At 62.0% G+C, this 25,073-nt stretch carries 24 protein-coding genes and 8 pseudogenes; 10 read left to right on the top strand and 22 right to left on the bottom strand.

The features are described 5' to 3' along the window. From ccmE to IB248_RS31770, 9 genes and pseudogenes are all read right to left on the bottom strand, one after another. On the bottom strand, nucleotides 1-424 hold a 424-nt coding region (gene ccmE, locus IB248_RS15800), incomplete at its 3' end, for a cytochrome c maturation protein CcmE (RefSeq protein WP_192241197.1). Nucleotides 425-747: 323 nt separating this feature from the next. Then, nucleotides 748-1,869 (bottom strand): annotated as a pseudogene (ccmI, locus tag IB248_RS15790) (c-type cytochrome biogenesis protein CcmI); the annotation flags it as partial. Nucleotides 1,870-1,978: 109 nt separating this feature from the next. After that, nucleotides 1,979-2,404 carry a hypothetical protein gene (locus tag IB248_RS15785; protein ID WP_192241196.1) on the bottom strand — a complete coding sequence of 142 codons (426 nt, stop codon included), beginning with the start codon at nucleotides 2,402-2,404 and terminating at the stop codon, nucleotides 1,979-1,981. Nucleotides 2,405-2,520: 116 nt separating this feature from the next. Continuing rightward, nucleotides 2,521-3,924, bottom strand: a complete 1,404-nt coding sequence (locus tag IB248_RS15780; protein ID WP_018860061.1) for a HAMP domain-containing sensor histidine kinase — start codon at nucleotides 3,922-3,924, stop codon at nucleotides 2,521-2,523. After that, on the bottom strand, nucleotides 3,914-4,585 hold the full coding sequence (locus IB248_RS15775) for a response regulator transcription factor (RefSeq protein WP_018860060.1): 672 nt from the start codon (nucleotides 4,583-4,585) through the stop codon (nucleotides 3,914-3,916). Before IB248_RS15775 ends, IB248_RS15780 begins: the two co-directional genes overlap by 11 nt. A gap of 52 nt (nucleotides 4,586-4,637) precedes the next feature. Beyond that, complete coding sequence (locus IB248_RS15770; RefSeq protein WP_018860059.1) at nucleotides 4,638-4,886, bottom strand: hypothetical protein; 249 nt, start codon at nucleotides 4,884-4,886, stop codon at nucleotides 4,638-4,640. Between the two features lie 168 nt (nucleotides 4,887-5,054). Continuing rightward, the gene (locus tag IB248_RS15765; protein ID WP_018860058.1) at nucleotides 5,055-5,270 is read right to left on the bottom strand and encodes a hypothetical protein; all 216 of its coding nucleotides are present in this window, start codon (nucleotides 5,268-5,270) and stop codon (nucleotides 5,055-5,057) included. Nucleotides 5,271-5,447: 177 nt separating this feature from the next. After that, nucleotides 5,448-6,728, bottom strand: coding sequence for a phage tail protein (locus tag IB248_RS15760; RefSeq protein WP_246779250.1), 1,281 nt, complete (start codon nucleotides 6,726-6,728; stop codon nucleotides 5,448-5,450). A 48-nt stretch (nucleotides 6,729-6,776) separates the two neighbouring features. Next, entirely contained in the window at nucleotides 6,777-7,037 is a 261-nt protein-coding gene (locus IB248_RS31770) for a hypothetical protein (protein WP_246779249.1), read from the bottom strand. An 89-nt stretch (nucleotides 7,038-7,126) separates the two neighbouring features. Between IB248_RS31770 and IB248_RS15755 the strand changes: the two are divergent. Beyond that, nucleotides 7,127-7,902, top strand: a pseudogene (locus tag IB248_RS15755) (hypothetical protein). Between the two features lie 97 nt (nucleotides 7,903-7,999). Further along, entirely contained in the window at nucleotides 8,000-8,392 is a 393-nt protein-coding gene (locus IB248_RS15750; protein WP_018860054.1) for a GFA family protein, read from the top strand. Here IB248_RS15750 and IB248_RS15745 read toward each other — a convergent pair. The 7 genes and pseudogenes from IB248_RS15745 to IB248_RS15710 form a co-directional block, all read right to left on the bottom strand. Then, nucleotides 8,389-8,811, bottom strand: a complete 423-nt coding sequence (locus IB248_RS15745) for a DUF3168 domain-containing protein (RefSeq protein WP_192241195.1) — start codon at nucleotides 8,809-8,811, stop codon at nucleotides 8,389-8,391. The two genes, IB248_RS15750 and IB248_RS15745, sit on opposite strands and share 4 nt — an antisense overlap. A 99-nt stretch (nucleotides 8,812-8,910) precedes the next feature. Next, nucleotides 8,911-9,245 (bottom strand): annotated as a pseudogene (locus tag IB248_RS15740) (phage head closure protein). Next, nucleotides 9,245-9,813: pseudogene (locus IB248_RS15735) on the bottom strand (phage head-tail connector protein). Before IB248_RS15735 ends, IB248_RS15740 begins: the two co-directional pseudogenes overlap by 1 nt. A gap of 77 nt (nucleotides 9,814-9,890) precedes the next feature. Continuing rightward, a pseudogene (locus IB248_RS31765) lies at nucleotides 9,891-10,962 on the bottom strand (phage major capsid protein). A 63-nt stretch (nucleotides 10,963-11,025) separates the two neighbouring features. Continuing rightward, a pseudogene (locus IB248_RS15720) lies at nucleotides 11,026-11,342 on the bottom strand (DUF6107 family protein); the annotation flags it as partial. A gap of 152 nt (nucleotides 11,343-11,494) precedes the next feature. After that, nucleotides 11,495-12,665, bottom strand: a pseudogene (locus IB248_RS15715) (phage portal protein); the annotation flags it as partial. Nucleotides 12,666-12,737: 72 nt separating this feature from the next. Continuing rightward, nucleotides 12,738-13,994: a sensor domain-containing diguanylate cyclase gene (locus tag IB248_RS15710; RefSeq protein ID WP_192241194.1), complete on the bottom strand. Its 1,257-nt coding sequence runs from the start codon at nucleotides 13,992-13,994 to the stop codon at nucleotides 12,738-12,740. Between the two features lie 237 nt (nucleotides 13,995-14,231). On the opposite strand from IB248_RS15710, the gene IB248_RS15705 reads away from it, so the two are divergent. Then, on the top strand, nucleotides 14,232-15,212 hold the full coding sequence (locus IB248_RS15705) for an SDR family oxidoreductase (RefSeq protein ID WP_169682828.1): 981 nt from the start codon (nucleotides 14,232-14,234) through the stop codon (nucleotides 15,210-15,212). A 53-nt stretch (nucleotides 15,213-15,265) separates the two neighbouring features. On the opposite strand, the gene IB248_RS15700 is transcribed toward IB248_RS15705, so the two are convergent. The 3 genes and pseudogenes from IB248_RS15700 to IB248_RS15690 all read right to left on the bottom strand — a co-directional run. Further along, nucleotides 15,266-15,574 carry a Dabb family protein gene (locus IB248_RS15700; RefSeq protein ID WP_018860049.1) on the bottom strand — a complete coding sequence of 103 codons (309 nt, stop codon included), beginning with the start codon at nucleotides 15,572-15,574 and terminating at the stop codon, nucleotides 15,266-15,268. A gap of 19 nt (nucleotides 15,575-15,593) precedes the next feature. Further along, complete coding sequence (locus tag IB248_RS15695; RefSeq protein ID WP_192241193.1) at nucleotides 15,594-16,280, bottom strand: hypothetical protein; 687 nt, start codon at nucleotides 16,278-16,280, stop codon at nucleotides 15,594-15,596. 284 nt (nucleotides 16,281-16,564) lie between these two features. Beyond that, nucleotides 16,565-16,837: pseudogene (locus IB248_RS15690) on the bottom strand (DNA-packaging protein); the annotation flags it as partial. A 230-nt stretch (nucleotides 16,838-17,067) separates the two neighbouring features. Here IB248_RS15690 and IB248_RS15685 point away from each other — a divergent pair. Continuing rightward, entirely contained in the window at nucleotides 17,068-17,412 is a 345-nt protein-coding gene (locus IB248_RS15685) for an MmcQ/YjbR family DNA-binding protein (RefSeq protein ID WP_169682830.1), read from the top strand. A 6-nt stretch (nucleotides 17,413-17,418) separates the two neighbouring features. Here the strand turns inward: IB248_RS15685 and IB248_RS15680 are convergent, their stop codons facing one another. Beyond that, nucleotides 17,419-18,333 carry an SDR family oxidoreductase gene (locus IB248_RS15680; RefSeq protein ID WP_062371600.1) on the bottom strand — a complete coding sequence of 305 codons (915 nt, stop codon included), beginning with the start codon at nucleotides 18,331-18,333 and terminating at the stop codon, nucleotides 17,419-17,421. Nucleotides 18,334-18,437: 104 nt separating this feature from the next. On the opposite strand from IB248_RS15680, the gene IB248_RS15675 reads away from it, so the two are divergent. Then, nucleotides 18,438-19,007: a TetR family transcriptional regulator gene (locus IB248_RS15675; RefSeq protein ID WP_169682832.1), complete on the top strand. Its 570-nt coding sequence runs from the start codon at nucleotides 18,438-18,440 to the stop codon at nucleotides 19,005-19,007. Here IB248_RS15675 and IB248_RS15670 read toward each other — a convergent pair. Beyond that, nucleotides 19,000-19,488, bottom strand: a complete 489-nt coding sequence (locus IB248_RS15670) for a YcgN family cysteine cluster protein (protein WP_169682928.1) — start codon at nucleotides 19,486-19,488, stop codon at nucleotides 19,000-19,002. The two genes, IB248_RS15675 and IB248_RS15670, sit on opposite strands and share 8 nt — an antisense overlap. A 187-nt stretch (nucleotides 19,489-19,675) precedes the next feature. On the opposite strand from IB248_RS15670, the gene IB248_RS15665 reads away from it, so the two are divergent. From IB248_RS15665 to IB248_RS15650, 4 genes are all read left to right on the top strand, one after another. Beyond that, nucleotides 19,676-21,814 carry a transglycosylase domain-containing protein gene (locus IB248_RS15665; RefSeq protein ID WP_018860040.1) on the top strand — a complete coding sequence of 713 codons (2,139 nt, stop codon included), beginning with the start codon at nucleotides 19,676-19,678 and terminating at the stop codon, nucleotides 21,812-21,814. A gap of 43 nt (nucleotides 21,815-21,857) precedes the next feature. Then, nucleotides 21,858-22,826, top strand: coding sequence for an NAD-dependent epimerase/dehydratase family protein (locus tag IB248_RS15660; RefSeq protein WP_192241192.1), 969 nt, complete (start codon nucleotides 21,858-21,860; stop codon nucleotides 22,824-22,826). A gap of 187 nt (nucleotides 22,827-23,013) precedes the next feature. Then, nucleotides 23,014-23,601, top strand: a complete 588-nt coding sequence (locus tag IB248_RS15655; RefSeq protein ID WP_025661024.1) for a DUF1214 domain-containing protein — start codon at nucleotides 23,014-23,016, stop codon at nucleotides 23,599-23,601. After that, the gene (locus IB248_RS15650) at nucleotides 23,594-24,148 is read left to right on the top strand and encodes a membrane protein (protein WP_018860036.1); all 555 of its coding nucleotides are present in this window, start codon (nucleotides 23,594-23,596) and stop codon (nucleotides 24,146-24,148) included. The genes IB248_RS15655 and IB248_RS15650 overlap by 8 nt, the downstream gene beginning before the upstream one ends. Nucleotides 24,149-24,158: 10 nt before the next feature. Here the strand turns inward: IB248_RS15650 and IB248_RS15645 are convergent, their stop codons facing one another. Then, the gene (locus tag IB248_RS15645; RefSeq protein ID WP_018860035.1) at nucleotides 24,159-24,326 is read right to left on the bottom strand and encodes a hypothetical protein; all 168 of its coding nucleotides are present in this window, start codon (nucleotides 24,324-24,326) and stop codon (nucleotides 24,159-24,161) included. Nucleotides 24,327-24,848: 522 nt separating this feature from the next. Here IB248_RS15645 and IB248_RS15640 point away from each other — a divergent pair. After that, nucleotides 24,849-25,055, top strand: a complete 207-nt coding sequence (locus tag IB248_RS15640) for a hypothetical protein (protein WP_018860034.1) — start codon at nucleotides 24,849-24,851, stop codon at nucleotides 25,053-25,055. Nucleotides 25,056-25,073: the final 18 nt, after the last annotated feature.

Below are 25,073 nucleotides of genomic sequence, written 5' to 3'. Positions count from 1 at the left end.
GCCCCTGCTCTTTCAACTTGTCGGCAACTTCCTTCGGCATGTATTTCTCGTCGTGCTTGGCGAGTACCGTATCGGCGACGAATTCATGGCTCGCCCCTTCGAACCGGCCTTCGGTCACCACGCCCTGCCCCTCCCGGAACAGATCTGGGAGAATGCCGGCGTACCTGACGCTGACGCTCTCTCCGCTGGGGTCGGTGACCGCGAATCGAACTGTCGATCCTTTCCCGCGCACGATACTGCCCTCGCCCACGAGGCCACCGAGACGTATGCGGGTTTCCGGTGCCACCGGCGTTTTCGCCAGATCGGAAGGCATATAGAAATAGGCCACCGACTGGCTGAAGGCGAACATGACGAGCAGCACCGCCGCAATGATGAAGCTCATGCCGCCGCCGATCACCGCCAGGCGCTTTTGCTTGCGCGTCATTCCGTCATTCCTTCTGTCGCAATGTCGAGCTCTCGCGCCAGCGCCAACAGTTGCTTGCCTTGCTCGCCGGTTGCAGGGAATACCGCGAGTCCACGCTGCAACGCGTCGACCGCGTGCGCCTTTTCGTTCAATACGGCATAAGAACGCACAAGCCGCAGCCAGCCTTCCAGATTGTTCGGGTCCTGGGTAAGCTTGGCATCAAGACTTTCCACCATGCCGCGGATCATCTGTTGCTGGTCACCGGCACTCATGCTCTCGGCTGCGGCAACCTCAGCCTGGGTGGGATTACCGGGCGCGCTCGCGGCGCCGCTCGGCGACACGCCGCCATCCATCGCAATGCCAAGTTCTTGCGCCAGCGCAAGGAGTTGCTTGCCTTGTCCGCTGCTGGCCGGAAACGTTGCCAGTCCGCGCTTCAGAGCCGCAACTGCGCGATCCGTGTCTTTCAATACGACATAAGAGCGGACAAGCCGTAGCCAGCCTTCCAGATTGTTCGGGTCCTGGGTCAGCTTGGCATCAAGGCTCTCCACCATGCCGCGGATCATCTGTTGCTGGTCGCCCGGACTCATGCTCTCCGCAGCGGCAACCTCAGCCTGCGTCGGATTACCCGGCACGCGCGCGGCACCGCTCGGCGGCGCGCCGCCATTCTTCGCAATGTGTTCGGCGACCAGCGGCAACCAGGGCGCGTCGGCCGGCGATTGCTTCGCGAGCGCCTCGAAGGCGACCTTGGCCTCTGCTGCCTGACCAGCCTGCTCCATGCTAAGCGCAATGTAGAACCGGGCCTTCGGATTGTCGGGATCTAGCTGAAGCGACTGCTCCAACACCTTGCGCGCATCTTCGGTGACCACACCGTCCGAGATCGCCATCAGCGTCTCGGCAAGGCCGTCCAGCCGCGCCGGGCTCGGCCCGAGCAGACGGATCGCGCGGCGATAGGCATTCTCGGCATCGGCGACACGCATAGTGTTGAAGTATATCGGTGCCAGGACGTCCCAGCCCTTGCCGTCATCGGGATTTTGCGCCAGGTGCCGCTCGGCCTTGGCGACCAGGATCGCCATATCGTTGCCGGGATTCTCAAGTCTGGCTTGCAGCGGCTGCGACGGCAAATCGGGTCGCCCAACAAAAATGTAAAGACAGAGCCCCACCATCGGCAGGAGCAACAGCACGAACGCCTCGGAAAGACGGTGATGTTTCGAGGCCTTGCGATCGGTGACCGGCGCGGCCGAGACAGTGATCAGGCGCCGGCCAATTTCGGCTCGCGCGTAATCGGCCTCATCCTCTGAAATCAGCCCACCAGAGAGATCGCGATCGAGTTCCCGCAACTGATCGCGATAGACGGCAGCCTCCCCGGCATGCGCGTCATCGACCGCTCTCGTGTCACGCAGAAGCGGGTAAAGCAGAACGGCAGCGACGGCGGCCGTCAGAGCGGCCACAAGAATCCAGAAAAGCATAGATGCCAAATACTCGAAGCGAACATCTATTCCAACAAGCAAAGCCGCAATGACGATTATTTGAGGCGTTTGGCCGCAACATGGCCCGAGCAGTTAATTCTGCCGTCGCTCAGCCGAGGGGCGACCAACTGCCATTATCGTTTCGGCAGGCGGAACCGCGCGCCACCGTTTCCTTGCCGCCGATCGTCACGCTATGGGTATACTGACGGCAGTTCTGCGAGCCGACCTGGTAGGGTGCAGACGCGACGACCCTGCCGCTGACATTGCGCCCGCTCCAGACAACAGGCTGTCCGACTGCAGCACTTTCCAGCGCGCGATACTCGGCTTCAAGGGCGCGCTGGAGGTCGCTGTCGCTGATATCCACGCCGCTGCGACCGATGATGCCGCCCTGCAACGCCGCGATATAGGTAGCCGAAGCAGGAGGTTTCCTCGAGAAAAGACCGCCGGAGCCACCGCTTTTTGTCGATTGGCACGCTGTAAGCGTGATGGCGACAAGAAGCGAGGAAACGATCATGCCTTGCGAACGTAGCATCATTCAGCCGAACCAGAATTAGGTGTCAATTACGCAGCCACACGCTCACCAAGCCGTGTCGGCAATAAGGCAAAGCATGCTATGCAATCGCCTATGTCTATGTGACATCAAGCAAATGCTCACGCAACATCCTTTGTGATGCCAGGCAAAATAAGCCGGGCCTTCAATCCCTGCCATTCGCCGCGGGACAATTCGAGCCGCCCCTGATACTCGTTGGAAATCTCCGTCACGATCGAAAGTCCAAGGCCGGTGCCCGGTTTGCTTTCGTCCAGCCGCTTGCCGCGCTTCAGCGCCTCGCGAACCTGATCCTGCTCAAGTCCTGGCCCATCGTCCTCGACAACGAGCTCGACCCAGTGGCGACGCCCGCTGCCTTCCGTGCCCTTGACCTCCTCCGGTGCTTCCGCGACGGAAACGCGAACCTTGGTCGCCGCGAAACGGGCAGCGTTCTCCAAAAGGTTACCGACGATCTCTTCTAGGTCCTGCTGTTCCATGGCGACCGCAACATGTGGCTGCGCCGCCGTGAGTTCAAACTGCTTGTCGGGGTTCAAGCGTCGCATCACGCGCACCAAGCGCTCAAGAGCGGGTTCGGCGTCGGTGCGGGCAAGCACGGATTCGCGTTGCGCCGCAATGCGGGCACGGTTCAGATACGACTGCACCTGGCCTTGCATCGCCTCCGCCTGGCCGCGCACGAGATCGCCGTGCGTGCGTTCCAGCACGCGCGCCTCGTTGAGCAGCACGGCAATCGGCGTCTTCAGGGAGTGGGCAAGGTTGCCGACCTGCATGCGCGCCCTCTCGACAATGCGGCGATTGCTGTCGATCAGCGCGTTGACCTCGTTGGCGAGCGGCAGGATTTCGCGCGGAAAATCGCCCTTCAACTGCTCGCTCTCGCCGGCGCGAATTCGCTCGAGCGCGGCGCGCGCCTTGTCGAGCGGCTTGAGGCCGTAGAGAATCGCCAGTGCGTTGACGATCAGGCTGCCGACACCGAAGCCGGCTAGCGCCAGGTAAAGGCTATGGGAGAAATTGCGAACGTCGTTCTCGACAACATCGACGTTGCCGGTCACGCGGAAGCGGGCGGCGCGACCGTCAGTATCCAGCACGACCTCGGTCTCGGCAACCTGGATCCGATTCCCCGCAGCATCCGTCACCTGATAGTAGCGCTCATAATTCTTGTCGAAGGGCGCTTCGAGAACAGAGGGTACAGGGATCGACGCGGAACCCAGCGAGGGCGACACGAGCGGCGGCGCCGTGTAGGTGCCGAGTGGTTCGACGACCCAATACCAGCCCGTCTTCGGCTGCGCAAAACGCAGGTCGCCAAGTTGCGGGCTGCCGCTGAGCGCCCCTTGGTCGCCGATCGTAACGGAATTGACGACGTTATAGAGCTGGGCGCGCAAAAGGTCCTGGAAGCCGCGCTCCGCGCTCTTTCGGTAGAGCGTCGAGATCAGCAACCCGATGACGACAAGCGCGACAGTCGACCAGATCGTGGTCAGCAGCAGGACGCGTGCAGTAAGCGATTTAATTCGCATTGTTCGGCGCTTGGATGCGGTAGCCGAGCCCGCGCACCGTTTCGATCAGATCGACGCCCATCTTCTTGCGAAGGCGCCCGACGAAAACCTCGATCGTATTGGAATCGCGGTCGAAATCCTGATCGTACATATGTTCGACCAGCTCGGTACGCGAAACCACTTCCCCCATGTGATGCATGAGATAGGACAGCAGCCGGTACTCATGCGAGGTCAGCTTCAGCGCCACACCATTGACTGTCGCCTTTGAGCTCTTGGTATCGAGCCGCACGGGGCCGCAGATGATCTCGGACGAGGAATGCCCCGCCGCGCGGCGGATCAGGGCGCGGATGCGTGCCAGCACTTCCTCGACATGGAACGGCTTGGTGACGTAGTCATCCGCGCCGGCGTCGATGCCCGCGACCTTGTCGCTCCAGCGGTCGCGCGCCGTCAGGATCAGCACGGGCATGCCGCGACCTGCGCCACGCCACTTTTCGAGCACCGTGACGCCATCCAGTTCCGGCAGTCCGATATCGAGAATGATCGCGTCATAAGGCTCGGTATCGCCGAGGAAGTGGCCCTCCTCGCCGTCAAAGGCCTGATCGACGACGTAACCGGCTTCCTTCAACGTGTCGCTGAGCTGCCGGTTCAGGTTGACATCGTCTTCGACTACCAGAATGCGCATCGGTCCGCTTTGCTCCGCTTGATCTCTTGGCGTCTAGATAGGGCGATTCTGCCTACATCGGAACCTTGACGGTCACTTTACGCGGGCGCTGTCCGTTGCCTTGGACGAGGACGGTGATGATGCAGCTGTCGCCAGCAGGCTGAACGGAAAGGAGCTGACCTCCCGTTTTTTCCACAACCTCACGCGCGGCCTCGCTGCAATCGCCTGCAACACGCACCGTCAAGGTACGCGGATTATCCGGTGAGGGCGACGTTATCGCCAGCCCGGCGGCTAGCGCTGCGACGCTCAAGGGAGAGGCCATGTGCAATGCTTTCAATGGATACTAACTTGGCCCAGACTATGTACTCAAGAGACCTGAATGGCAAATGAATGCCTTGTAATCCTTGATATTTAGAACAATTCCGAATTCACGCCAGGCGTGTTCAAAAGTCCGGTCGGCGAACGAAGCTTTCCGCTCGCCGCGCCGGATTCAAGAAACGGACTTGATGGTCGCCTTGGCGGTGACACGCCCGTAAGCAGCGAGCAGGCCGCCGAGTGCGCCAGCTATGTTGACGACTGTGTCGACCAACTGGCTCTTGTCCGTCGCACCAAGGTCGATACTGACAAAATGCAACACAGATGCGACGATTGAAATCAGCGCGCCCCAAATGGTCTTCGAACTGTACCAATTCTTCAGATCTATCATTTTCTCTCCTTCAAGATGAAATTCACACAACACATGTCGCGTGCGCCGGAATGCCGAGCGACACACGTTCCCCAAGTTGCCGGACACGCAGGCTGAGGCTGTTTTGCGGATGGCCGAAATCGGCGAGTTCGTCAGCGGTGGGATAAACCCACTCCGCCCTGTCGGATTCGCTTACTCTCAGAACCGCGTCACCGTCCATAATCTCGACGCGGTAGCGTTCAAACGGCTCATCCAGCGGAATTTCGGCGGCGAGCCAGTTGTCGGCGCTGTCGCGCCCGCGCCGGATCCAGGGACCTTCACGCCATCGTCGTTGCGCGCGCATCTGATGTGGACGGGGGCAAGCGGCGTCAGTGCCCGCAGGCCTCCCTCGAAGGCAAAGGGGCCGGCCTTCCCAGCCGACGAGGCCGTTTCGGCGATCCAATTCAACCGCAGGTCCATTTCGTCGCTGCCGAGGCCGAGCGGCTTGACCGCTTCGTCGAGCAGCACGACGGCCGAGCCAACTGCTGCCCCGGAAAGCATCGCATCCTCGGTGCCGGCAAGCGCCCGTAACAAGCCATGCAGTGCCCAACGCCCACTCTCTACCTCCTCGGCCTCCCGGAACGCCAGGACTTCCCAGGCACCGTTGACCGACAAGAGCGCCATAAGGTTGGCGCCATTCATAACTGAGGTCGCCGGTGCCGAAGCCAGGCCGCCATATGGCAGATCAAGTTCGAGCGGCAGTGACCAGTCAAAGCGGCCGACAACCCCTGCCGCGAGCGCGCATGTCAATGAGCCAATACGGGCCGGCCGATCGAGTAGCACCCTGCCCTTGTAACCCTCGCTCGTAGCAGACGACGATAGCCCGATTGTTGTCCACGGTTTTGCAAAGGCTGCGCCTCGGGCGAAGCTCGAAGGATCGCTGCCATCGAATCGCGGCAGATCCATCAGCTGAACGACGGGAGAAAACAGGTTCGAGCCGCCCTCGCCGCTCGGCTTTGCACCAGTAACCGTCCCTGCACTCCTATCGACCGAGGCCGCAAATTCGCGCGCCTCGACCCGGCGGGCGTCCCCATCTTCGACGCGGGTGATCAGGAAGCGACCGTGGGGTCCGTCTGGGAGTGTAACGATATCGCCAGTCTGGATACGCATCTCATTCGGCGGCAGTGAGAACCGGATGGAGCGCCAGGCAATGCGATTGTCGCGCAACAACGCCTCGTTAGCGGCAAGCGCCGTCTCCTCAGGTACGACGGCTGTGAGATGCTGCTGAATGATCCGGTTCGTCGATTGCGCCACGCGATGGGAACGGGCGCTCGCCTGCTCATAATCGAGGTCGGGGTTGTAGAAGCTCAGCAAGGCTTCGGCGGCAAAATCGCTGTCATGACCACGCGTCTCCTGCCACAGCGGCTCGTCTTCGCGGTCCACAAGAATTTCGACTGGCAGCGCCGGCAGGCTTGTCCGCATGCGGGACCGGAAACGCAAAAGCCCCGCATCTTCGATCGCATCGATCCGAAACGCTTCCTGGAGTGGCTAGATCAGGCTGCGCGCGGAGTCCCCCTGCACATACCCCGACAGATCGCCGCTGACCTCCGATACGTCGAAATCGTCAAAGCCGTGTTCCCGCAGCACCGCGGCCACGACCTCCGCCGGAGTGCCACCACCGAGCCTGCCGTTCAGCCAATCCCCAATCCTCCAGTTGGCGCCGTCACTCCATGTCGATGTATTCAGCGGAAAGGCCGGAAAAGGCCGCGCGTCCCACGACCAGACGAAAAGGTGCGCCGGATCGACCATTCCGGCCGGAGGACCACCGCTACTTTCAACCAGCCGGCGAAGCTGCTACGACCTTGCCCGCCCCTACCCCGTTCGCGTCAAAGCCCTCCATGTCTCGATCCATCCCCCTGCGCTCGGTGCAGACGATTGCCGTGCCTGCCGTCACCCAGCTGATTGGCTGGGGCAGTACCTTCGACATGCTCGGTGTCATGGGGCGTGTCATCGCGCCGGATCTCGGCTTGCCGAATGAGGTGGTTTTCGGCGGGTTGAGCATCATGATGGTCGTCAGCGCCCTTGTGGGCCCTGCGACGGGCCGCCTGCTCGCCCGGCATGGAGCCGCCCGCGTGCTCGCCGCCGCGTCGATTACCTTCACGATCGGCCTGCTGCTGTTGTCAGCCGCGCACGGCCTCGTCCTCTATGGACTTGCCTGGATTGCGATCGGCGCCGGCGGCGCCTTCGGTCTTTCCGCCCGCATCCTGGATATGCTCCTCGGGCGTCGCGGCAATCCGATCCTCAGCGCCGCAATGGGCGTGAGCCTGATGGTCTCAAGCTTCGTGATGATGCTGCTGATCCCGCCCTCGACGCCACTGCTCGTCACCTTCATCCTGCTCTATGGCTTCGGCTCCGGTGTCATGACCGTTGCGCGCACCCTGCTGCCGCTCGCCCTGTTCTCGCCGCGCGAATTCGGGCTGCAATCAGCCCGCCTGTCGCTGCCGCAGAACCTCGCCAATGCCATCGCACCCGTCGTCTTCACGGCGATCCTCGATCGCGCCGGTGCCGAACCGCAATCGCGACATGCGCCGCGCTCGCCGTCATCTCGCTCGGCTTCGTGCTGACGCTGGCTGCGCAGGTCAAGGCAGCGACCAGGGTATACGAACCGGCCTGAGAGATGCAGGCAGTTGCTGCGATGGGCGGGACATTTCAGGTCACCTTCCCATCTTCTTCATAAGCAGCCCACCGCTTGATCTTGGAGGAGAAACAACATGGACCGGTTCACTGGCGGTTGCCGCTGCGGCAATGTCCGCCTCGTGGCTATTGGACGCCCCTATCGGGTCGGCATTTGTCATTGTCTCGACTGCCGCAAGCATCATGGCGCACTCTTTCACGCATCCGCGATCTTTCCTCAGGATGCGGTGACGGTCGAAGGCGAGACAGGTGAGTACGACGGGCGGTTCTTCTGCCCCCGCTGCGGCTCCCCGGTTTTCGGGCGCTCCGGGGATGAGGTCGAAGTGAACCTCGGATCGCTCGATGCTCCCGACCAGTTACAGCCAACTTACGAACTCTGGACCATCCGCCGCGAGTCGTGGCTGCCGCCGTTTCCGCTGGCGAGACGATACGAAGGCGACCGCGACGCCACGAGCCGCTTCGAGGCCTAGGTTGCGTCGCTATGCAGCGGCGGCTCCGTCACAGCCCGAAAGAGCAACTCGGCGACATAGAGCTTCGTCTTCGGTTCGCGGCGGCTCTGCGTCCTGAGATGCAGCAGGCTGACGAGGTGATACGCTCCAAGATCGAGCGCCACATCCTGCAGCAGGGCGTGGAGACGCGAGGCCACCAGCTGCGCCTGCCTTCGCCCACCCACGTCGAAGCAGATTTCGAGCGACACCAAATGCTCCTCGCCTCTCTCGGTCGAAGTCGAATAGTCGTTGCTGACGAGTTCGCCGATCAGCACGCAAGGAAGCTTTCGCCCGGTCACCAGCCGATCGCGGATACCGTCGTCGCCGATCATGACGAGAAGCTCTGCGTCGCCGGTCAGGCGTGCATGGATAGCCGTCAGCAGTTCATTGGCTGCGCTCATGGCTCTCGCCTCCGTTTGCCGGCGAATTACCTGCGGTATCTCTAGCTAGCCGCGCCAGGATCGCCGCCAGATCGCGGAGCGTGATCGAAAGGGCAGTGCTCATCGTAACTCTTCCTCGCAGAGGCAGCAGAGGTAGCGGCCGGTCTCATCCGGATCGCGCCAGGTGCCGATGGCAAACAGCCGATCGCCCTTGCGCAGCCGCATCCCGGCCCTGATGTCGCTGCGGAACCGCAGCCAGATACGGTGGGTCAGCGTGAAAACATCCGCGCCCGCCCGCTCCTCGCGCACTTCGCTCACCGGCTCGATCCGCGCCCACATGGAAGCAATTGCGGCAAAGGTGACGGTCGCGCCACCCTGCCCGTCCGGCGCTTCTTCCGGCGCCTCCAGGTCGAGCGCGCGGTCATCTGGCCGGGACCGAAGAAGACGGATCGCATCAGAGCCTCCGCATCAGGAACGGCGCCACCAATCGGTCGTAACCAGCGGGTACGTCTGCTGGCTGGTCCTCGACGGCGACGGCGCCCCTGAAGGCGAACATCTGGGCGACATGCATCAGCATCGCCCGCTTCAGTGTGTCGGGCACCTCGGCACCGCTCTCGCCGAAGCCGGCGGAAAAATCGATCTCGATGCCGCTTGCGGCAATGGCAGGGTTCAAGTTTCGAGCCAGCACAGACGCGCCGGCCGGGCAGTACCGTCAAGCACATGGCCGGCCGCGGGCAAGACCACTTCCTCGCCCACCTCATCGTAAATGCTCAGGCTTTCAACCGCTTGCACCGGTCCCTTGGCAATCTGAATCACGCGATCTTCAGGTAACGATTCAAGATGGAGGCGCCAGACCTGGGTGATCAGGCAGAGGCCCGTCGTGCGCTCCGGATGCTCGCGGGCGACGCTGATCAGCGAGGCCAGCAGCGCATCTTCGCTGCCGTCATCAAGCCGCAGATGGGCCTTCACTTCCGCAAGCGTCAGCGCTTCCGCCGAAGGTGGGGTAATCAGTGCAAAAGTCATGGACGATCTTGGATTGGTTTGATGCAGGCATATTCGGCAGGCGGATACGGATAGTGGCCGCACCCGCCTTGCCCCGATCAACTCACGGCGAACTTGATGAGCTTGATCGCCTCGAAATTCTGCACTCCGCCGCCGACTCGCTTGGTTGTGTAGAAGAGCACGTAAGGCCTGGCGGCATAGGGATCGCGCAGCACGCACGCCGGTGCGGTCGACGACGAGATAGCCGGCGCGGAAGTCCCCGAAGGCGATCGACAGCGCGATGGCCGCGATATCGGGCATGTCCTCGGCCTCGACAACAGGGAAGCCGACGAGCGAAGCCGCCTCGCCTGCCGTTGCCGGCGGCTGCCAGAGATAGCGGCCGTCACCATCCTTCAACTTGCGGACCTCGGCCTGCGTCTTGCGGTTCATGACGAAGTTGGCGTTCGGCCGATGCCCCGCCTTCAGCGAATAGATCGTATCGATCAGCGTGTCGGAAGCACCCGTGGTCTTGAAGGCGCCGGCCGCACCCGTCGCGATATAGCCGAGATTGCCCCAGCTCCAGGCGCTGTCGGCGACTGTAGTGTAGGCAAGGAAGCCCTTCGGTTTGCTGGTGCCGTCGCCGTTGACGAAGGCGGTACCCTCCTGCTCGGCAAAGACGGTATCGACCTCGCTGGATATCCAAGCCTCGATATCAACCGCGGCATCGTCAAGCAGCGCTTGCACGCGCGCCGACGGAAGCATCGGGAAGGTCACAACAGAGATCTCCCAGAGGTCGGCTTCAAAAATGCGGCGCACGCCCGACTTCGCATCGGTCTTTGCCCGCACGGTGCGGAAGCCGATCGAAAGCCCGTCGAGCGCGCCTCTCTTCAGGAGCTGGTGCACCTCGCGCGCCCGGGCCACACCCTCGGCAAGCATGCCCTCGACAAAGAGACCGCGGCTATCCTCGCGGATGGTCTTCCAGGCGCCGATCGGCTCTGCCGGGTCATGCTGGAAGAGCATGCGCACGCCGCACGCCCCGCGTTCAGCCAGCGACTTGCGGAAGGCGCCGCGCTCGATGGCATCCTTGCCGGGATCGACTTCGCCAAAGACGCTGGCATAGCCGGAGAAGCTGCCGTCGCGCTTCAGCCCCCTCAGCTCCAGATTGGCGAACTTGCGCGTATCCGCGCCCATGGGTGATCGCACCAGCGCGCGGCTTGCGGTCATGATATTCTCCTCGTTGTAAACTGTTATTCCGGCTAGCGCCCGCGCGCCGTATCGTCCGGCGAGGCGCGACAGGATGCCGAGACCCCACCAGGCACAGATGCCTGCCGCCGCCGACCCGACAGCACGACCTCAGAGGCCGAGAGGCGATCCGCCAGCGCCAGCCTTTCGGCAATCCAGATACCCGTCGGGCCGCCGAAGATCGTCCCGCAGGCAAGGCCGGTGAAGAAACGGCTCGCAGCCTCCCGTTGGCTTTTCGGCAGGAGATAGACGAGCGACACCGCTGCCCCCGCCGACGCGCCGAGCGCCCTGGTCGCCCAGAGCCCGGCATCGTTGGAAAGGTCTGTCATCGCAGGGATCCTTGGTTGGCGAAGAACGGCAGCCGACCGGCGGTCACGACTTCGCGCCGCCGTATTCGGGGTGCCGTCCTCGCACTTCAGCGAATCTTTTGAATCGCTTGGGTGCGTTTGCTCGAACATTGAGTCCAGGCGCTCAGAGTTTGATTCATGCGCCGGCGCAGGCTTTCAATACCCACCGCCTGGCGCTTCTCCTCGTCCGTGAAGAACGCCGCGCTTCCCAACCTTGTCCATAGTTGATCGCGTTCCGCCGCAAGCCCGGCCACCTTGTCGAGATCGGACTCAAGCCGCAGGCGGTCTTCGTAATGTCCGGAGAGCCAGGCGGAAAGCGAGGCCGCGGTGCGGGTCAGCATCGGCAGCACGGTCAGCCGATAGAAGGCGCGGTTCGCCTCCTGGTAATAGGCATAGGTGTTGTCGCCGGGAATGCCGAGCAGCATCGGCGGCACGCCGAAGGCAAGCGCGATGTCGCGGGCAGCGCGCCTCGACGAAATCCATGTCCTTCGGCGACAGCCCCATCGACTTCCAGTCGAGCCCGCCCTCGAGGAGTAGCGGGCGTCCGGCGCGCATCGGGCCGGAATAGCCTTCGTCGAGTTCCTGTTTCAGCCGCTCGTACTGGTCGGGCGAGAGGTTGCCGCCCTCCTTCGGCTGGTAGACCAGCGCGCCTGACGGGCGGGCCGAATTGTCGAGCAGCGCCTTGTTAAAGGTCGCCCCCGCATTGGAGAGATCGAGCGCCACCTGGGCGGCCGCAAGCGGCGGGAAACCGAGATGATGTCGAGTGGATGGAAGAGCTTCAGATGCAGCAGCCCCAACCCCTCCGTCTCCGCCGGAAAGGGGCGCACGGAACCGCCGGCGCGATAGTCGTAAGCCTCGGGCCACCACCCATCCCTGCCCTCGACGATACCGATGCGATCAGGCCGCAGCAGGTGCAGCTCACGCACATTTCCGCCGACCATCAGCGGCTCGACATAGGCATTGCCCGACAGCAGCAGGTGCCCATAGAGCGCCTCGAAGAAATCGGGGACCCATGCGTCCGTTTGGCTGGCCGAGCAGCGAGAGGATGGCATGATCCGGCCGCTCATGATCGCCCTCGTAGAGCAGCCACGGCACCGAGGCTGCGGCTTCCGCCACTAGCCTGACACTGCGGTGTGCGACCGGGTTCTTCATGAAGCCCTCGCGCGACAGTGCCGCATAGGAGCGCCCCGTCCAACTCGCCCGCCCCCCTGCGGCAAGCGACATGAAGCCACCTGCGGCCTTCTTCTCGGGCACGGTCCTGCGACCCGCCGCGGAGCTCCACGGCAGCAATGATCTCAATCTCATGGTTGGTATCCCGGAGTTAGGCGGACTCTCAAGCCTGCGGCGTGGCGACAGCCAATCGCAGGTGGAGCCCGATCAGGCCTTGAAGGCGACTTCTATGGTTTGCCGGTCCTGCGCCACGATCCGGCACTTGGTCTCGAAACCCTCGCCCTTGATGATCAGGACGAATTCCGCAGGTATGCCAGCGGAATTGGAGACGGAGAGCCCGGCGCTGTCGGTACCGAGCGAGCGTATGGTGCAGTCGATCGTCGAGCGGCGGTCGTTGAACATGATGGACCCCGCTTTCAGGACGCGACGGCGCGAACCAGTCGGACCATCAGCGCCGATAGAGTTCCACGACACGCATCGGTTTCGACCGTTGTGCTTGGCGTGGTACATTGCGGCATCGGCCTGAGCCAACAGCGTCTCGATATCCCTGGTGATGATCGAAAGCGCCGAAATGCCGAAACTTGCTGTCACGTTCAAGTCGCCGAAAGCTCCTCGGATCGGCCGGGACGCGATCGCCATCCTTACCTTTTCGGCGACCGCGAACGCCTCTTCGCGATTGATATGCGGAAGGAGAATGGCAAATTCCTCTCCCCCGAGCCGGCCGAACAGATCTCCCGCCCGCAGGTTCGCCTTGCAGGTTTCGGTGACCGCATGGAGCACCTGATCCCCCGCGGCGTGGCCATGGGTGTCGTTGACGCTCTTGAAGCGGTCGATGTCCAGAACAATGCAGGACAGGTCATGCTGGTGTCTCAGGGCAAGCGACAGAAGTTGATCGGCCTCCTGCCGGAAGGCACGGCGGGTAAGCGTGCCCGTCAGGCTATCGGTCGCGGCCGACTGCAGCAGCTCGATCCGGTCCATCGCCACGCCCGCCAGTTCGTGGAGAACAGAAAGATCCCTGGACCCGAACGATCTGGGGCGGCGATCGATCGCACATACCGTTCCGATAACGTGGCCACTCTTGGTTTTCAAAGGCACCCCGGCGTAAAACCGCACGTGGCTTTCTCCCGTTACGGCCGGGTTGTGCGCGAACCGCGGATCGCGGGTCGCATCCTGTACGAAAATCGGTTCCTCATGGTCGACCACGTAACGGCAGAACGTATCTTCGAGCGGAACCTCGTCCGCCGCCAGCCCAGAACATGCCTTGTACCATTGCCGATGCGCGTCGATGAGGGACACAAGGCCGATCTCGACCGCGAAGATCTCCTTGATCAGCCGCACGATGCGATCGAAACCTTCGTCCTTCGGGGTATCGAGGAGGTCAAGCTGCTCCAGCGCCGCGAGACGCTCGATTTCCCGCTTTTTCGGGTCCAAGCACGACGTCCCGAAAGCCCTCACAACCACCATGCAGCATCGCTCCTAGCCCAGCTGAGATAGCATGCGTCTCATACATTCGTGAAGAAATTCAATACCGCTTTCCCCATCACATTATCGATGGCTTGTCAGAGTGGGACGGGAGATGCAGGCCTCCCTGCTTGCCGTCTGGGGGCGCCATAGCCTAGCCAGATTTACGCGAGACGCCCGGGTCCTTTCACGCTATGAAGGGGACCCTAGATCCCGCCTGTCAGATACCGAGGTTTCCAGATGGCTTTGAAAGTCCTTTTCATTGGCGGCACCGGCCAAATCTCTTATCCATGCGTCGAGCGCGCCGTTGCCGAGGGTCATGATGTCAGCGTTTTCAACCGCGGCCTGAGACAAGACCCTTTGCCTGCAGGCGTGACCTCGATCGTGGGTGAACTTGGATCGACCGCCTACGCGGATCTCGCCAGGGCCAACTTTGACGTCGTATGCCAGTTCATCGCCTTCACGCCCGACCAGATTGCGCGCGACATCGAGGTGTTTACGGGGCAATGCGGTCAGTACATTTTCATCTCCTCGGCCTCGGTCTATGAGAAGCCGCCACGTCACTATGTGATTACCGAGAAGACACCGGCGATCAATCCGTACTGGCCCTACAGCCAGGCCAAGATTGCCTGCGAGGAACTGCTCAAGAAATCCGATAACCTGGCCTGGACGATCGTCCGCCCCAGCCACACGGTACGCACCGGTGTGCCGATGATGTTGGGCGATAGCGACATCATGGCAAGGCGCATGCTGGACGGCGAGCCCACCATCGTGGCAGGCGACGGCCACACGCCCTGGACACTGACCCGCTCGGTCGATTTCGCAGTGCCTTTCGTCAGGCTTTTCGGCAAGAAGGCGGCGCTTCGCGATGTTTTCCACATCACCTCCGACCGCGCGCATATCTGGAACGATATCCAAAGGGCGATCGGCAGATTGCTCGGCGTCGAGGCCAAGATCGTTCACGTGCCGACCGACACCCTGATCAAGTATAATCCGGCCTGGGAAGGTCCCTTGATCGGCGACAAGGCCTGGACTGCGATCTTCGACAATTCGAAGGTCAAGCAGGTCGCAGGTGACTTCACCTGTGCTGAAAGCCTGGATGAGATCCTCGCCGAGCCCATCATGCACCTGAAGCAGCGCCTCGCCAAAAATCGTCCACCGAAGGGTGAACTCGATGCTCTGGTCGACAGGATCTGCGCCGCGCAGAGCGCTCTCGGCTAGGCCTGCCGTCCAACCGCATCCCTAACTGGCGCGCTGGAGGGCAGGCTGCAGCATCAGCGCAGCGGCCGCTTCACCGCCGTGTTGCTCTCGTAATCCGCCGCCATCCGCATTTCGCGGATCGGGCGCACGAGGTCGATGGAGCGCTGGTAGTCTGGATGCGCCTTGTAGGCGGCAAGAGCAGCTTCGTCCTCGAATTCGCCGTAGACAACGAGGTCGACATCGGTGCCTAGCTGGTCGGTCTTGATGTTGGTGCCGATCTCCAGCAGGCGGGCGTGCGGGATCGCCGTCAGGATCGACAGGCCGGCGCGCACCTTTTCCAGTTGGTCCGCGGGCGCTGTGAAGAAGACGATGTGGCGGATCACGCGGAACTCCTGTGAGCGTCTAGCCGAAGACCCGCGCGATAGCACGCAGCAGCCAGGCCTTCAACCGCGCAAGCGCACCTGCCGGCCGTTCGCGACGGATGGCCGCAAGGAAGGTCTTGCCGTAGCCGGCGAGCTTTTCCGCCCGGTCCGTACCGTTGACGATGCGGCGCGCATTGACCCAGTCCTCCGTCGTCTCGTTCAGGTGGTCGGCGAGCTTATGAGTGGCGAAAGAGCCCTGGACCATACCTTCGATCAGGATCGAAACGGCGGCGTCCATCTCCATCGCCCGGTCGGGCTCGGCCACGAGATCAATGCCGGTCAGCAAGCTCATCGCCTCGTAATTGCGCTTGTGGGTGAGCTGCACCAGGCCGCGGCCGAGCCAGCACTTGCCGTCCTCGTCTGGCCGCCAGTAAGGCGTCTTCACCCAGGAGAGCTTGCCTGACGCATAGGCATTTTCCAGGATCTCAATCGCCCTTGCGTCGGTCGTCGCCAGCGTCTCGCGCACCGGCTGCATCGTATAGGCCGTCTCGTGGTAGGCGGTCGCCATGATGTAGGCGAGCCAGCGCGGATCGGCCTCAGCCATTCGCGCTTCCCAGAAATCGAGAATCGCGGTCATGCCCTCCACCTGCGGCTGATTAAGCGCTCCCTTAAAGAGCGCATGGCGCACAGTGTTGAAAAAGAAGGGCCTGTCGATGTGGATAACCATAATACCAGCCTCAAAAAGTGGTACGGCGTTCTACGTCTCAATCGATTAAAATTAATTCAATCGTTTAAAGTGTTTAAGCGCCTGATTTACACGTAGTTTAAGCCGTGCCAGTGATTAACTCACCGTTAAATCCAGCCTCGGAGGAGAGCATGCAGCAGCCGGCCAACAGCAATCAGCCGACCATTCCCCAGCATGTCGTCGACCAGCTCGAAAACGAGTGGCGTCAAGTTCGCCCGGAGCCGCAGTCGCCACGCCCAGCACAACAGCAACCTCAACGCTAGTCCTCAGACACCCCTCACCCGGGGTTCTCCGTATCCCTCCAGCATCGGTGCCGTCAGCGCCCAGACCAGCGCATCCAGCCGGTCGGGCGAACGGCCGGATGAAAGCCCGTCCGGGCCGAAGTCGCACATCTGGTCTTCCAGCGCGACGAAGCGCCCGGCATGGGCAACGCGCCCCTGTTCGTAGAGTGCGGCAACCGGTTCGGCCCTGAGGTACTTACCGCGCGTCGCGCGCACGGTCGAGACCGGCAGGCTCTCGTCGATGCTTTTCAGCATCGATGGCGGCCAGAAACACAAAAGCCGGGTCGAACGCCCGGCTTTCAGATCCGAAAAGCTTTGCCTCGGCACTCCGCCGCGCCCGCAACTTTCCGACTATGCCATAACCCTATCAAACGACCGTCACGCCGTCAAGGATTATTTTCCTATCAAGTGAAAATTTTCCAAAGCCACCGGACTGCTTGAGTTTTTCTGATTGGTCCACATCCATCAGCATGTGCTAATTTTATCGCATGAACCAGGAAGAGCTCATTTCCTTTGCGCTCAGCCTGCCGGAGGCGGTCGAGAGCGCGCATCATGGCACGCGCGATTTTCGCGTGCGCAGCAAGATATTCCTGACGGTGCCGGAACAAGACTATTGCGTCGTCCGCCTGACGCCCGACCAGCAACACATGACGCTGGCGGTGGCGCCCGACGACACGGCCGCGGTGCCGGGCGGCTGGGGACTGCGCGGCTCGACCCGGCTTTTCTACGGCAAGGCGAGCGACGAACTCGTGCATGGCCTCGTGCGCAAGTCATGGCAGAACGTCGCGCCAAAAACCCTGCAAAGACAATTCGTTGTCATTCCATCCGGCTAGATCGAATCAACGATAGCCGGTAGCGTCGGCGGCTTTGCCTGCGTCCATGACCTCGTCCATGTAGCGCCAGCAGTCCGGCCGCGAGCCGTCCACATCGTCAAAGCCGTAGATCTTGGCGAGCCCGCCGCTCGACAGCGACTGGCCGCTCCAGCGGACGCGTTCTGGATCGGCGGCAACGGCTGCCACCGCCCGGCCCGTGAAGCGCGGTGTCTCGGAGATGATGAAATGCGGCTGCACGGACGTCGCGTCGCGCCAGTTCTCCTCTCGCACATTGAAGATATCGAGCATCATTTCCGAGCGCATCCAGCCGGGCGTCAGCGCCACAGCCGTCGCGTCATGCGGCGCAAGATCCTTGGCATGCGCCCAGGCCATGCGGATGGCGCCCGTCTTGACGAGGTCGTAATATGGGCAGAGGCGGTAATGCGTGGCGTTGTATTCGGCCGTGCCGTCGGTCAGTTCGACCAGCAGCCCGCCGGGGCGCTCGACCATCAGCGCCAGCGCGAAATGCGCGGTGATCAGATGGGTGTCGATCGCCAGCCGCAGCATGTGCAGCCCCTTGTCGAGCGAGTGCTCCCAGACCGGCTTGTTCCATTCCGTCAGATGTTCGCCGCCCCAGATATCGTTGACCAGGATATCGAGCCGGCCCTGTTCGCGGCGGATCCTTTCGACCAGCACCTCGACTTCCGAAGGCATGGTATGATCGACGCGAACCGCGATCCCCTCGCCGCCCGCAGCGGTTACCATCTCGGCGGTCTCCTCGATCGTCTCCGGGCGGCCATACTCCGATTGCTTCTCCCGCGTCGTGCGGCCGGTAACGTAGACCGTTGCCCCGGCGGCCCCGAGTTCCAAGGCGATCCCGCGACCTGCGCCGCGCGTGCCTCCGGCCACAAGGGCGATCTTTCCTGAAAGCGCTGCTGTCACGTGCTTGTCCTCCACGCTGGACCAGGCGCAATGGGTGTTCGCCATTGCACTTGAATATAAACGAACGTTCGTTCATATTCGTCGCGAACACAAGAGGAATTTTCATGCCGCGACCCCGTACGCTTTCCGACGAACAGCTTCTCGACATGGTGCTCGGCCTCGTCCATTCGGAAGGTCCTGACGCGGCAAGCTTCGGCGCGGTGGCGAAGATCAGCGGCCTTTCCGGCTCGACGCTGGTACAGCGCTTCGGGACCAAGGCTGCAATGCTGCGGGCCTGCCTGCTGCGCGCCTGGGACCGGCTGGACATGGAGACGGCCCGGCAGATCCAGTCTCTTCCCGAGACACCCGAAGGCGCCATCAACTTGCTCGCCGGCCTTTCCAGGGATTACGGCGACGATGCCGCGTCCTACGCTGAAGGCCTGCTGGTACTGCGGGAAGATCTGCGCGACCCGGCCTTGCGTGCTCGTGGGGCTGCCTGGGGAAAGACACTGGCGGCAGCGCTCGACCGATCCCTCGGCGCCCAAGGCAAAACGCCGCTCGGACGGCTGATTCTGTCGCAGTGGCAGGGCTGCCTGCTCTGGTGGGGCTTCGAGCCGCAAGGCTCGATCGAAGACTATGTTCGCGCTGAGCTGAGAGAATTCCTTGAGACGGTCGCTCAGCCAGCGACTACTTAGCCGCCTCCGGCTGCTGGGCCTGCGCCTCGTCGCCCACTGTCAGCGGCCAATCCACCACATAATCCTCAAAGTCGTCGACCTTGACCTCGGTTTCGTCGATCGTCCGGCCGCGCGCCGAAATGCCGGCGGCATGCACAGTCTCGGGATCGCCAGAAACCAGGGGATGCCACCAGTAAAGATCGCGCCCCTCGTTGATCAGCCGGTAGCCGCAGGTCGGCGGCAGCCAAGCGATCTCGTCGACGTTTTCCTTGGAGAGCTGGACGCAATCGGGCACGAAATCCCAGCGGTTCTCGTAGGAGGAACAGCGACAGCTGTGGTCGTCGAGCAGCTTGCAGCGGATCGAGGTGAAGTAGATGTCGCCGCTATCCCACTCCTCGAGCTTGTTGAGACAACAGAGGCCGCAGCCGTCGCATACGCTCTCCCATTCGGTCGTCGTCATCTCGGCGAGCGTCTTCGTCTTCCAGAAGGGTACTTCTTCCATCATTCCGTTCTTGCAACAGCTCCGCGCAAAATCGCGTGAGAGCTTCCATTTCTCTTGTTCTTGTCAGCCAAATCAACCAATGATTCACCAAGCTCCGGTTACTCCGGGGCACTGTCGGCAGATTTGCCATAGTCCGGCGTCAGGTTCCTCCGACGTCGAAGTGACTGATCGGGCGGGAATATAAGACGTGACGGATCCGGACAATCCAGAAAAACGGCCGCGCAAGCAACGCCACCTGCTTTTGAAGATCGACTCGTGGATCGATTCGACCATCTGGAATGCCGGTTTTCGCTCGGCCGAAATCTGGGAAGACATCACCATCTTCTTCCGCCGCTTCCGCGTTCGCGGCTGGAAGCGCATTGTCTTCGAACTGGCCGGCGAAGGCCTGACATGGGGTTCCGTCGGCGCCGTCCTGATGCTCGCCCTCGCCCAGCCTGCCTTTGAAGCTACCAAGGAAGATTGGCGCAATCGCGGCGACTACGCCGTCACCTTCCTGGATCGCTATGGCAACGTCATCGGCCATCGCGGCGTCATTCACCAGAACTCCGTGCCTATCGACGAACTGCCCGACGCGCTGATCAAATCAGTGCTTGCGACCGAGGACCGGCGCTTCTTCGATCACTTCGGCATCGACGTCATCGGTCTCTTCCGCGCGCTTGTTACCAACGCCCAGGCCGGCGAAGTTGTACAGGGCGGCTCGACATTGACGCAGCAGCTCGCCAAGAACCTGTTCCTTTCCAACGAACGCTCGATCGACCGAAAAATTACCGAAGCCTTCCTGGCGCTGTGGCTCGAAGCCAACCTCTCCAAGAAGGAAATCCTCTCCACCTATCTCGACCGCGCCTACATGGGCGGTGGCACCTTCGGCGCTGCCGCAGCGGCGCAGTTCTACTTCGGCAAGAGCATCACCGACGTCAATCTGGCTGAATCCGCAATGCTCGCCGGCCTGTTCAAGGCGCCGGCGAAATATGCGCCGCACGTCAACCTGCCGGCGGCGCGCGGTCGCGCCAACGAGGTGCTGACCAACCTTGTGCAAAGCGGCCTGATGACCGAGGGCCAGGTGATCGCCGCCCGGCGTAATCCGGCGACGGTCGTCGACCGCAACCAGGTGGAATCACCCGATTTCTTCCTCGACTGGGCTTTTGACGAGGTCATGCGCCTGTCGCCGCGCTTCCCCCAGCATTCGCTCGTCGTCAGGACCACGATCGACATGGGGCTGCAGAGCGCGGCCGACGATTCAGTGGAAACGTCGCTGCGCGAATATGGCGAGCGCTATCACGCCAAACAGGGCGCGATGGTGGTGATCGAAAACGGCGGCGCGGTGCGGGCCATGGTCGGCGGCCGGGATTACGGCGAAAGCCAGTTCAACCGTGCCACCAAGGCGCTGCGGCAGCCGGGTTCATCCTTCAAGGTCTACACCTATTCGGTGGCGATGGAGAGCGGCATGACGCCCGATACCATCGTCGTCGACGCGCCGATCTACTGGGGCAACTGGGCCCCTCGCAACTACGCCAATAAGTACGCCGGCCGCGTCACCATTGCGACTGCCATCGCCCAGTCGATCAACACCATTCCAGTGCGCCTTGCCAAGGAAAAGCTCGGCATCCAGCCGATCCGGGCCATGGCGAAGAACCTCGGCGTCGAGTCGCCCGTGCGCGACGACGTGACGATCCCGATCGGCACCTCCGAGGTGACGGTGCTCGACCAGGCGACCGCCTATGCCGTCTTCCCGGCAGGTGGCTACCAGTCGCGCCGTCACGGCATCACGCAGGTCCTCGATTACGGCGGCGACGTCCTCTACGACTTCGACCGTGACGAGCCGCCCGCCAAGCGGGTGCTCTCCGAGAAGGCCGACACCTACATGAACCAGATGCTGTCCCGCGTCCCCTATGTCGGAACGGCGCGAAAGGCAGCGCTCGACAACGGCATTCTGACAGCCGGCAAGACGGGCACGACGCAGGCGTACCGCGACGCCTGGTTCATCGGCTACACCGGCAACTACACGTGCGCCGTCTGGTTTGGCAACGACGACTATACTTCGACCAACGAGATGACCGGCGGCTCGCTGCCGGCCATGACCTTCAAGCGTGCCATGGACTATGCGCACCAGGGCATCACGCTTCGACAGATCCCCGGCACGCAGCCGCTGCCGCCCGACAAGACGGCAAAAACGGTCGCCGCCGCCAAGCCGGCGGAGGGCAGCCCGCCGCCCCTCGTCCGCCCCCGGATGCTCTCGGTCGAGTCCACGCACATTCTCAAGGACCTTGGCCAGGCGCTGAAGGCGGCGCCCCCGCTTGCCGCGCAAAAGGTGGCGAGCGCCGACTAAGGGCATCAGCAGCAACTGCTTCGTAGAGCGAGGGAGGCCGATCATGTCACGCATCGTCATCATCGGAGGGAGTGGCCACGTCGGAAGCTATCTGGTGCCAGCGCTTGTCGAGCGAGGCCATCAGGTCGTCAATGTGAGCCGTGGCACAGCAAAACCGTATCGCCCCCACTACGCATGGGGTGAGATCGAGAACGTCGCGCTCGATCGCGCGGCCGAGGAGAAAGCCGGCCGGTTCGGCGCCAAGATCGCAGATCTAAGGCCTGATATCGTCGTCGATATGATATCGTTCGACCTATCCAGTACACGGCACGTGGTGGAGGCCCTCCGAGGAAAGGTTGGCCATTACCTGTTCTGTAGCTCGATCTGGGTCTATGGCCGCCTTTTTGCGATCCCCTCGACCGAGACCGATCCGCCCAATCCGATAGACGCCTACGGGAGGGGCAAGGCCGAGTGCGAAGCCTGGCTGACGCGGGAGGCGCACGTCACCGGCTTTCCCGCGACCTGTTTCCGTCCTGGCCATATCGGCGGCGAAGGCTGGAATCCGATCAACCCGATCGGAAACGCGGATCCGGAAGTCTTTTCGCTGATTGCCCGTGGCGATGAACTCGTCTTGCCGAACCTCGGACTTGAAATGGTCCATCACGTCCATGCTGATGACGTGGCTCGCTGGATCATGTGTGCGATCGAGAACCGGTCGGCTTCAATCGGCGAAGTCTTCAACACGGTATCGGAACAAGCGGTGACCCTGCGGGGCTACGCGGAAACGGCATATCGCTGGTTCGGAAAGGAGCCGCGCATCGCTTACAAGCCCTTTGAAGAATGGCTTGCCGATCTCGGCGAGTATGCCGAAAGCAGTCGTGGGCACGTGATCCGAAGCTCGTGCCACTCAATTGAAAAGAGCCGAAACCGCCTGGGCTACAAACCGCGGTACACGAGCTTGGAGGCAGTGCACGAATCTGTGCGGGCGCTGATAGCTTCCGGAAAAGTCGTCGCGGCGGGCGCCGATCTTTGAAAATCGCTTGATGCCAAAAGTCTGGACGCTGATCCAGCTATCGAAAATCGACAATCAGTCGGCCTTTCGAATGGTCCAGCGTTGATCCGTTTTGGCCGGGATATGCCGCCGATACCGCCCTGCACCATTCCGCCTAGCTAGAATCAGTGGTAACCCTTTCAACTGATTTGTTTCTCAAGGGCGCATAGTGTTTCGGTTTCCTCTCTTCATAGCGATGACTCTGATTATCGCCTTTGGTGGCGGGATCATGATTTCGCTCTACGCGCTGGATGCGACGGCCGGCTTCGGCGCGATCAAGCTCGGCGCCTGGGAAGCCTTCCCCGAGCTACAAACCGAAAGCGCCGACCCCTATGCGAAATCGCACCGGGCGCGTGCCGGACGCCTGCTTTACGGAAACGCCGAAGGCCTGATGTTTACCGCCAAGGTCGATGACGCCGGCGACCGGCTGAATGCCGGCTGCAGCTACCGTATCACGGGGCAGACGCCGCCCGCCCGCATCTGGACGCTGTTTACCGCAGACAACAGCGGCAATCCTGCCTCGCTGCGACCGGGGCTTCCCGGCGCGCTGAATTCCTGGACGGTGCTGCGGCAGCCCGACAGCAGCTTCACGATCGACATTTCCGCGCACGCCCGACCGGGAAACTGGCTAGCGCTGCCGGCGGCGGGTACCTTCCAACTCGTCCTGACCCTCTTCGATACCCCGACAGCCGGCAGCTCCGGCGTTATCGACCTTGCGATGCCGAAGCTTCAGAAAACCGGATGCGGCAATGCTTAGGATCCTGTTTGCCATCCTCGCGGGACTTTTCGGGGCGGCACTCTTGCACCTCGTCATCATTCTTTCGCTGCCGCACTTTACCGGCAAGGACGCCGCCACCCGCGTCGCCTCCGAGGGCGATCTCGACAAGTTCTACCTGCTTGGGTCGACGGACGATGCCGCGGGACTTTCCAACGATGACCCTTTTGTCCGCACTGCTGTCTGCTCGTTCGACATTGAGGAAAATCCAATCCGCCTGACGGCCAAGGGCAATGTGCCGTTCTGGTCTGTCGCGCTCTATGACGAGGCTTCGAACGAGGTCTTCAGCATGAACGACAGAACGTCTGTGGGGGGAGCGCTCGACATTCTGGTCGGAACGCCGATCCAGTTGACAGAGCTTCGCAAGGCTTTGCCGCCTGACCTGCAGAAAACCATTCTCGTGGAAAGTACGCGTTCGGAAGGCTATGTGGTGTTGAGGACATTGGCGCCCCAGGCGAGCTTCGACGCAGCCGCGCGGAACTTCCTCGCGGAGGCCGGCTGCGACGAATATGCCGGCCCCTCGGATTGAAGCAATAAGTCTATTTCTTTGCCCGCGAAATGCGAGGCGCCGGGGAACGCTTCGAGCTTTCCGTCAGGCGCTCGTAACGCACGCCCGTGAAAAGGAGGATCTGTGCCTCGACTGGTTTCCTGCCCTTGCGGCGTTGCGTCTGAGACAGACGGTCCGCCAATGCGACGACTATTGCCATTCTCGTCTCCATGCACGGCCCGAGACGGATGAACTGCGGAATCTCACCCTGCCCGCCTATGCGAGCCAGCGCGTCCTGTAGAACCCGAAACCGGGCTCCGAGGCATTCGCGCCTTTCTCACGGCACCTGTTTGAAATACCGTGATGTGAAACCGGACGACCGAAGCACTCGATCGCCGTTCATACCCGAATTGAGACATATGACAGTTAACAGATCGTTAATTTCATGCCTGGACGTTAGCTATTTGCACGACGTCTTATAAACGCGCTGAGTCCCCATTTGGTTTCAAACTTCTCATAAGAAGTTTCAATCGACAATGTCGCAACGATATTAGCATTAATTCATATACTTAACGGAGGTTGTGTCGGCGATGGCGGCCCCATCACAGCTCCGTGGTTTCTCGTCACAAAAATATCAATTGCGATCCTCACCAATACCGGTAAAGTTGTGTCATCGGCCACGGGTCCGTGGCCAGGCGGCGGGGCGCCGTCTTCCGCTTATTGCGGACAGGGAGGGGTTAAAATGTCTTTGTTTATCGGTTCGACATTCTCTCCTGAGGACCTTGACGTGCTGCGCGATGCCCTCGATGCGTGGTGTGCGGAAAAGCGGATCGACATCAAGAGCGCCGAAGCCCAGATGGCAGCGTCCGCTGCGCTTGACCTCTATCAGTCCGGGAACAATAGCGCCGAGAGGCTTTTGACGGCGCTGCGCGGACACAAAGGGCTTTAGTCACTCCGTCCCGCGGTC

Origin of the sequence: Rhizobium sp. RHZ01 (assembly GCF_014851595.1) — a bacterium.
Classification (GTDB): Bacteria; Pseudomonadota; Alphaproteobacteria; order Rhizobiales; family Rhizobiaceae; genus Rhizobium; species Rhizobium altiplani.
Note: the sequence above shows the minus strand (reverse complement) of the source record. Positions and strands in the feature narration are given on the sequence as shown.

Coding starts and splice junctions, on each gene's coding strand:
- IB248_RS15695 (WP_192241193.1), bottom strand. CDS start 16,280: ATGGTTATCCACATCGACAGGCCCTTCTTTTTCAACACTGTGCGCCAT.
- IB248_RS15775 (WP_018860060.1), bottom strand. CDS start 4,585: ATGCGCATTCTGGTAGTCGAAGACGATGTCAACCTGAACCGGCAGCTC.
- IB248_RS15745 (WP_192241195.1), bottom strand. CDS start 8,811: ATGAGCGCAGCCAATGAACTGCTGACGGCTATCCATGCACGCCTGACC.
- IB248_RS31770 (WP_246779249.1), bottom strand. CDS start 7,037: ATGGTCGATCCGGCGCACCTTTTCGTCTGGTCGTGGGACGCGCGGCCT.
- IB248_RS15645 (WP_018860035.1), bottom strand. CDS start 24,326: ATGGCAATAGTCGTCGCATTGGCGGACCGTCTGTCTCAGACGCAACGC.
- IB248_RS15770 (WP_018860059.1), bottom strand. CDS start 4,886: ATGGCCTCTCCCTTGAGCGTCGCAGCGCTAGCCGCCGGGCTGGCGATA.
- IB248_RS15660 (WP_192241192.1), top strand. CDS start 21,858: ATGTCACGCATCGTCATCATCGGAGGGAGTGGCCACGTCGGAAGCTAT.
- IB248_RS15640 (WP_018860034.1), top strand. CDS start 24,849: ATGTCTTTGTTTATCGGTTCGACATTCTCTCCTGAGGACCTTGACGTG.
- IB248_RS15750 (WP_018860054.1), top strand. CDS start 8,000: ATGGACCGGTTCACTGGCGGTTGCCGCTGCGGCAATGTCCGCCTCGTG.
- IB248_RS15765 (WP_018860058.1), bottom strand. CDS start 5,270: ATGATAGATCTGAAGAATTGGTACAGTTCGAAGACCATTTGGGGCGCG.
- IB248_RS15705 (WP_169682828.1), top strand. CDS start 14,232: ATGGCTTTGAAAGTCCTTTTCATTGGCGGCACCGGCCAAATCTCTTAT.
- IB248_RS15650 (WP_018860036.1), top strand. CDS start 23,594: ATGCTTAGGATCCTGTTTGCCATCCTCGCGGGACTTTTCGGGGCGGCA.
- IB248_RS15780 (WP_018860061.1), bottom strand. CDS start 3,924: ATGCGAATTAAATCGCTTACTGCACGCGTCCTGCTGCTGACCACGATC.
- IB248_RS15710 (WP_192241194.1), bottom strand. CDS start 13,994: ATGGTGGTTGTGAGGGCTTTCGGGACGTCGTGCTTGGACCCGAAAAAG.
- IB248_RS15675 (WP_169682832.1), top strand. CDS start 18,438: ATGCCGCGACCCCGTACGCTTTCCGACGAACAGCTTCTCGACATGGTG.
- IB248_RS15685 (WP_169682830.1), top strand. CDS start 17,068: ATGAACCAGGAAGAGCTCATTTCCTTTGCGCTCAGCCTGCCGGAGGCG.
- IB248_RS15785 (WP_192241196.1), bottom strand. CDS start 2,404: ATGATGCTACGTTCGCAAGGCATGATCGTTTCCTCGCTTCTTGTCGCC.
- IB248_RS15670 (WP_169682928.1), bottom strand. CDS start 19,488: ATGGAAGAAGTACCCTTCTGGAAGACGAAGACGCTCGCCGAGATGACG.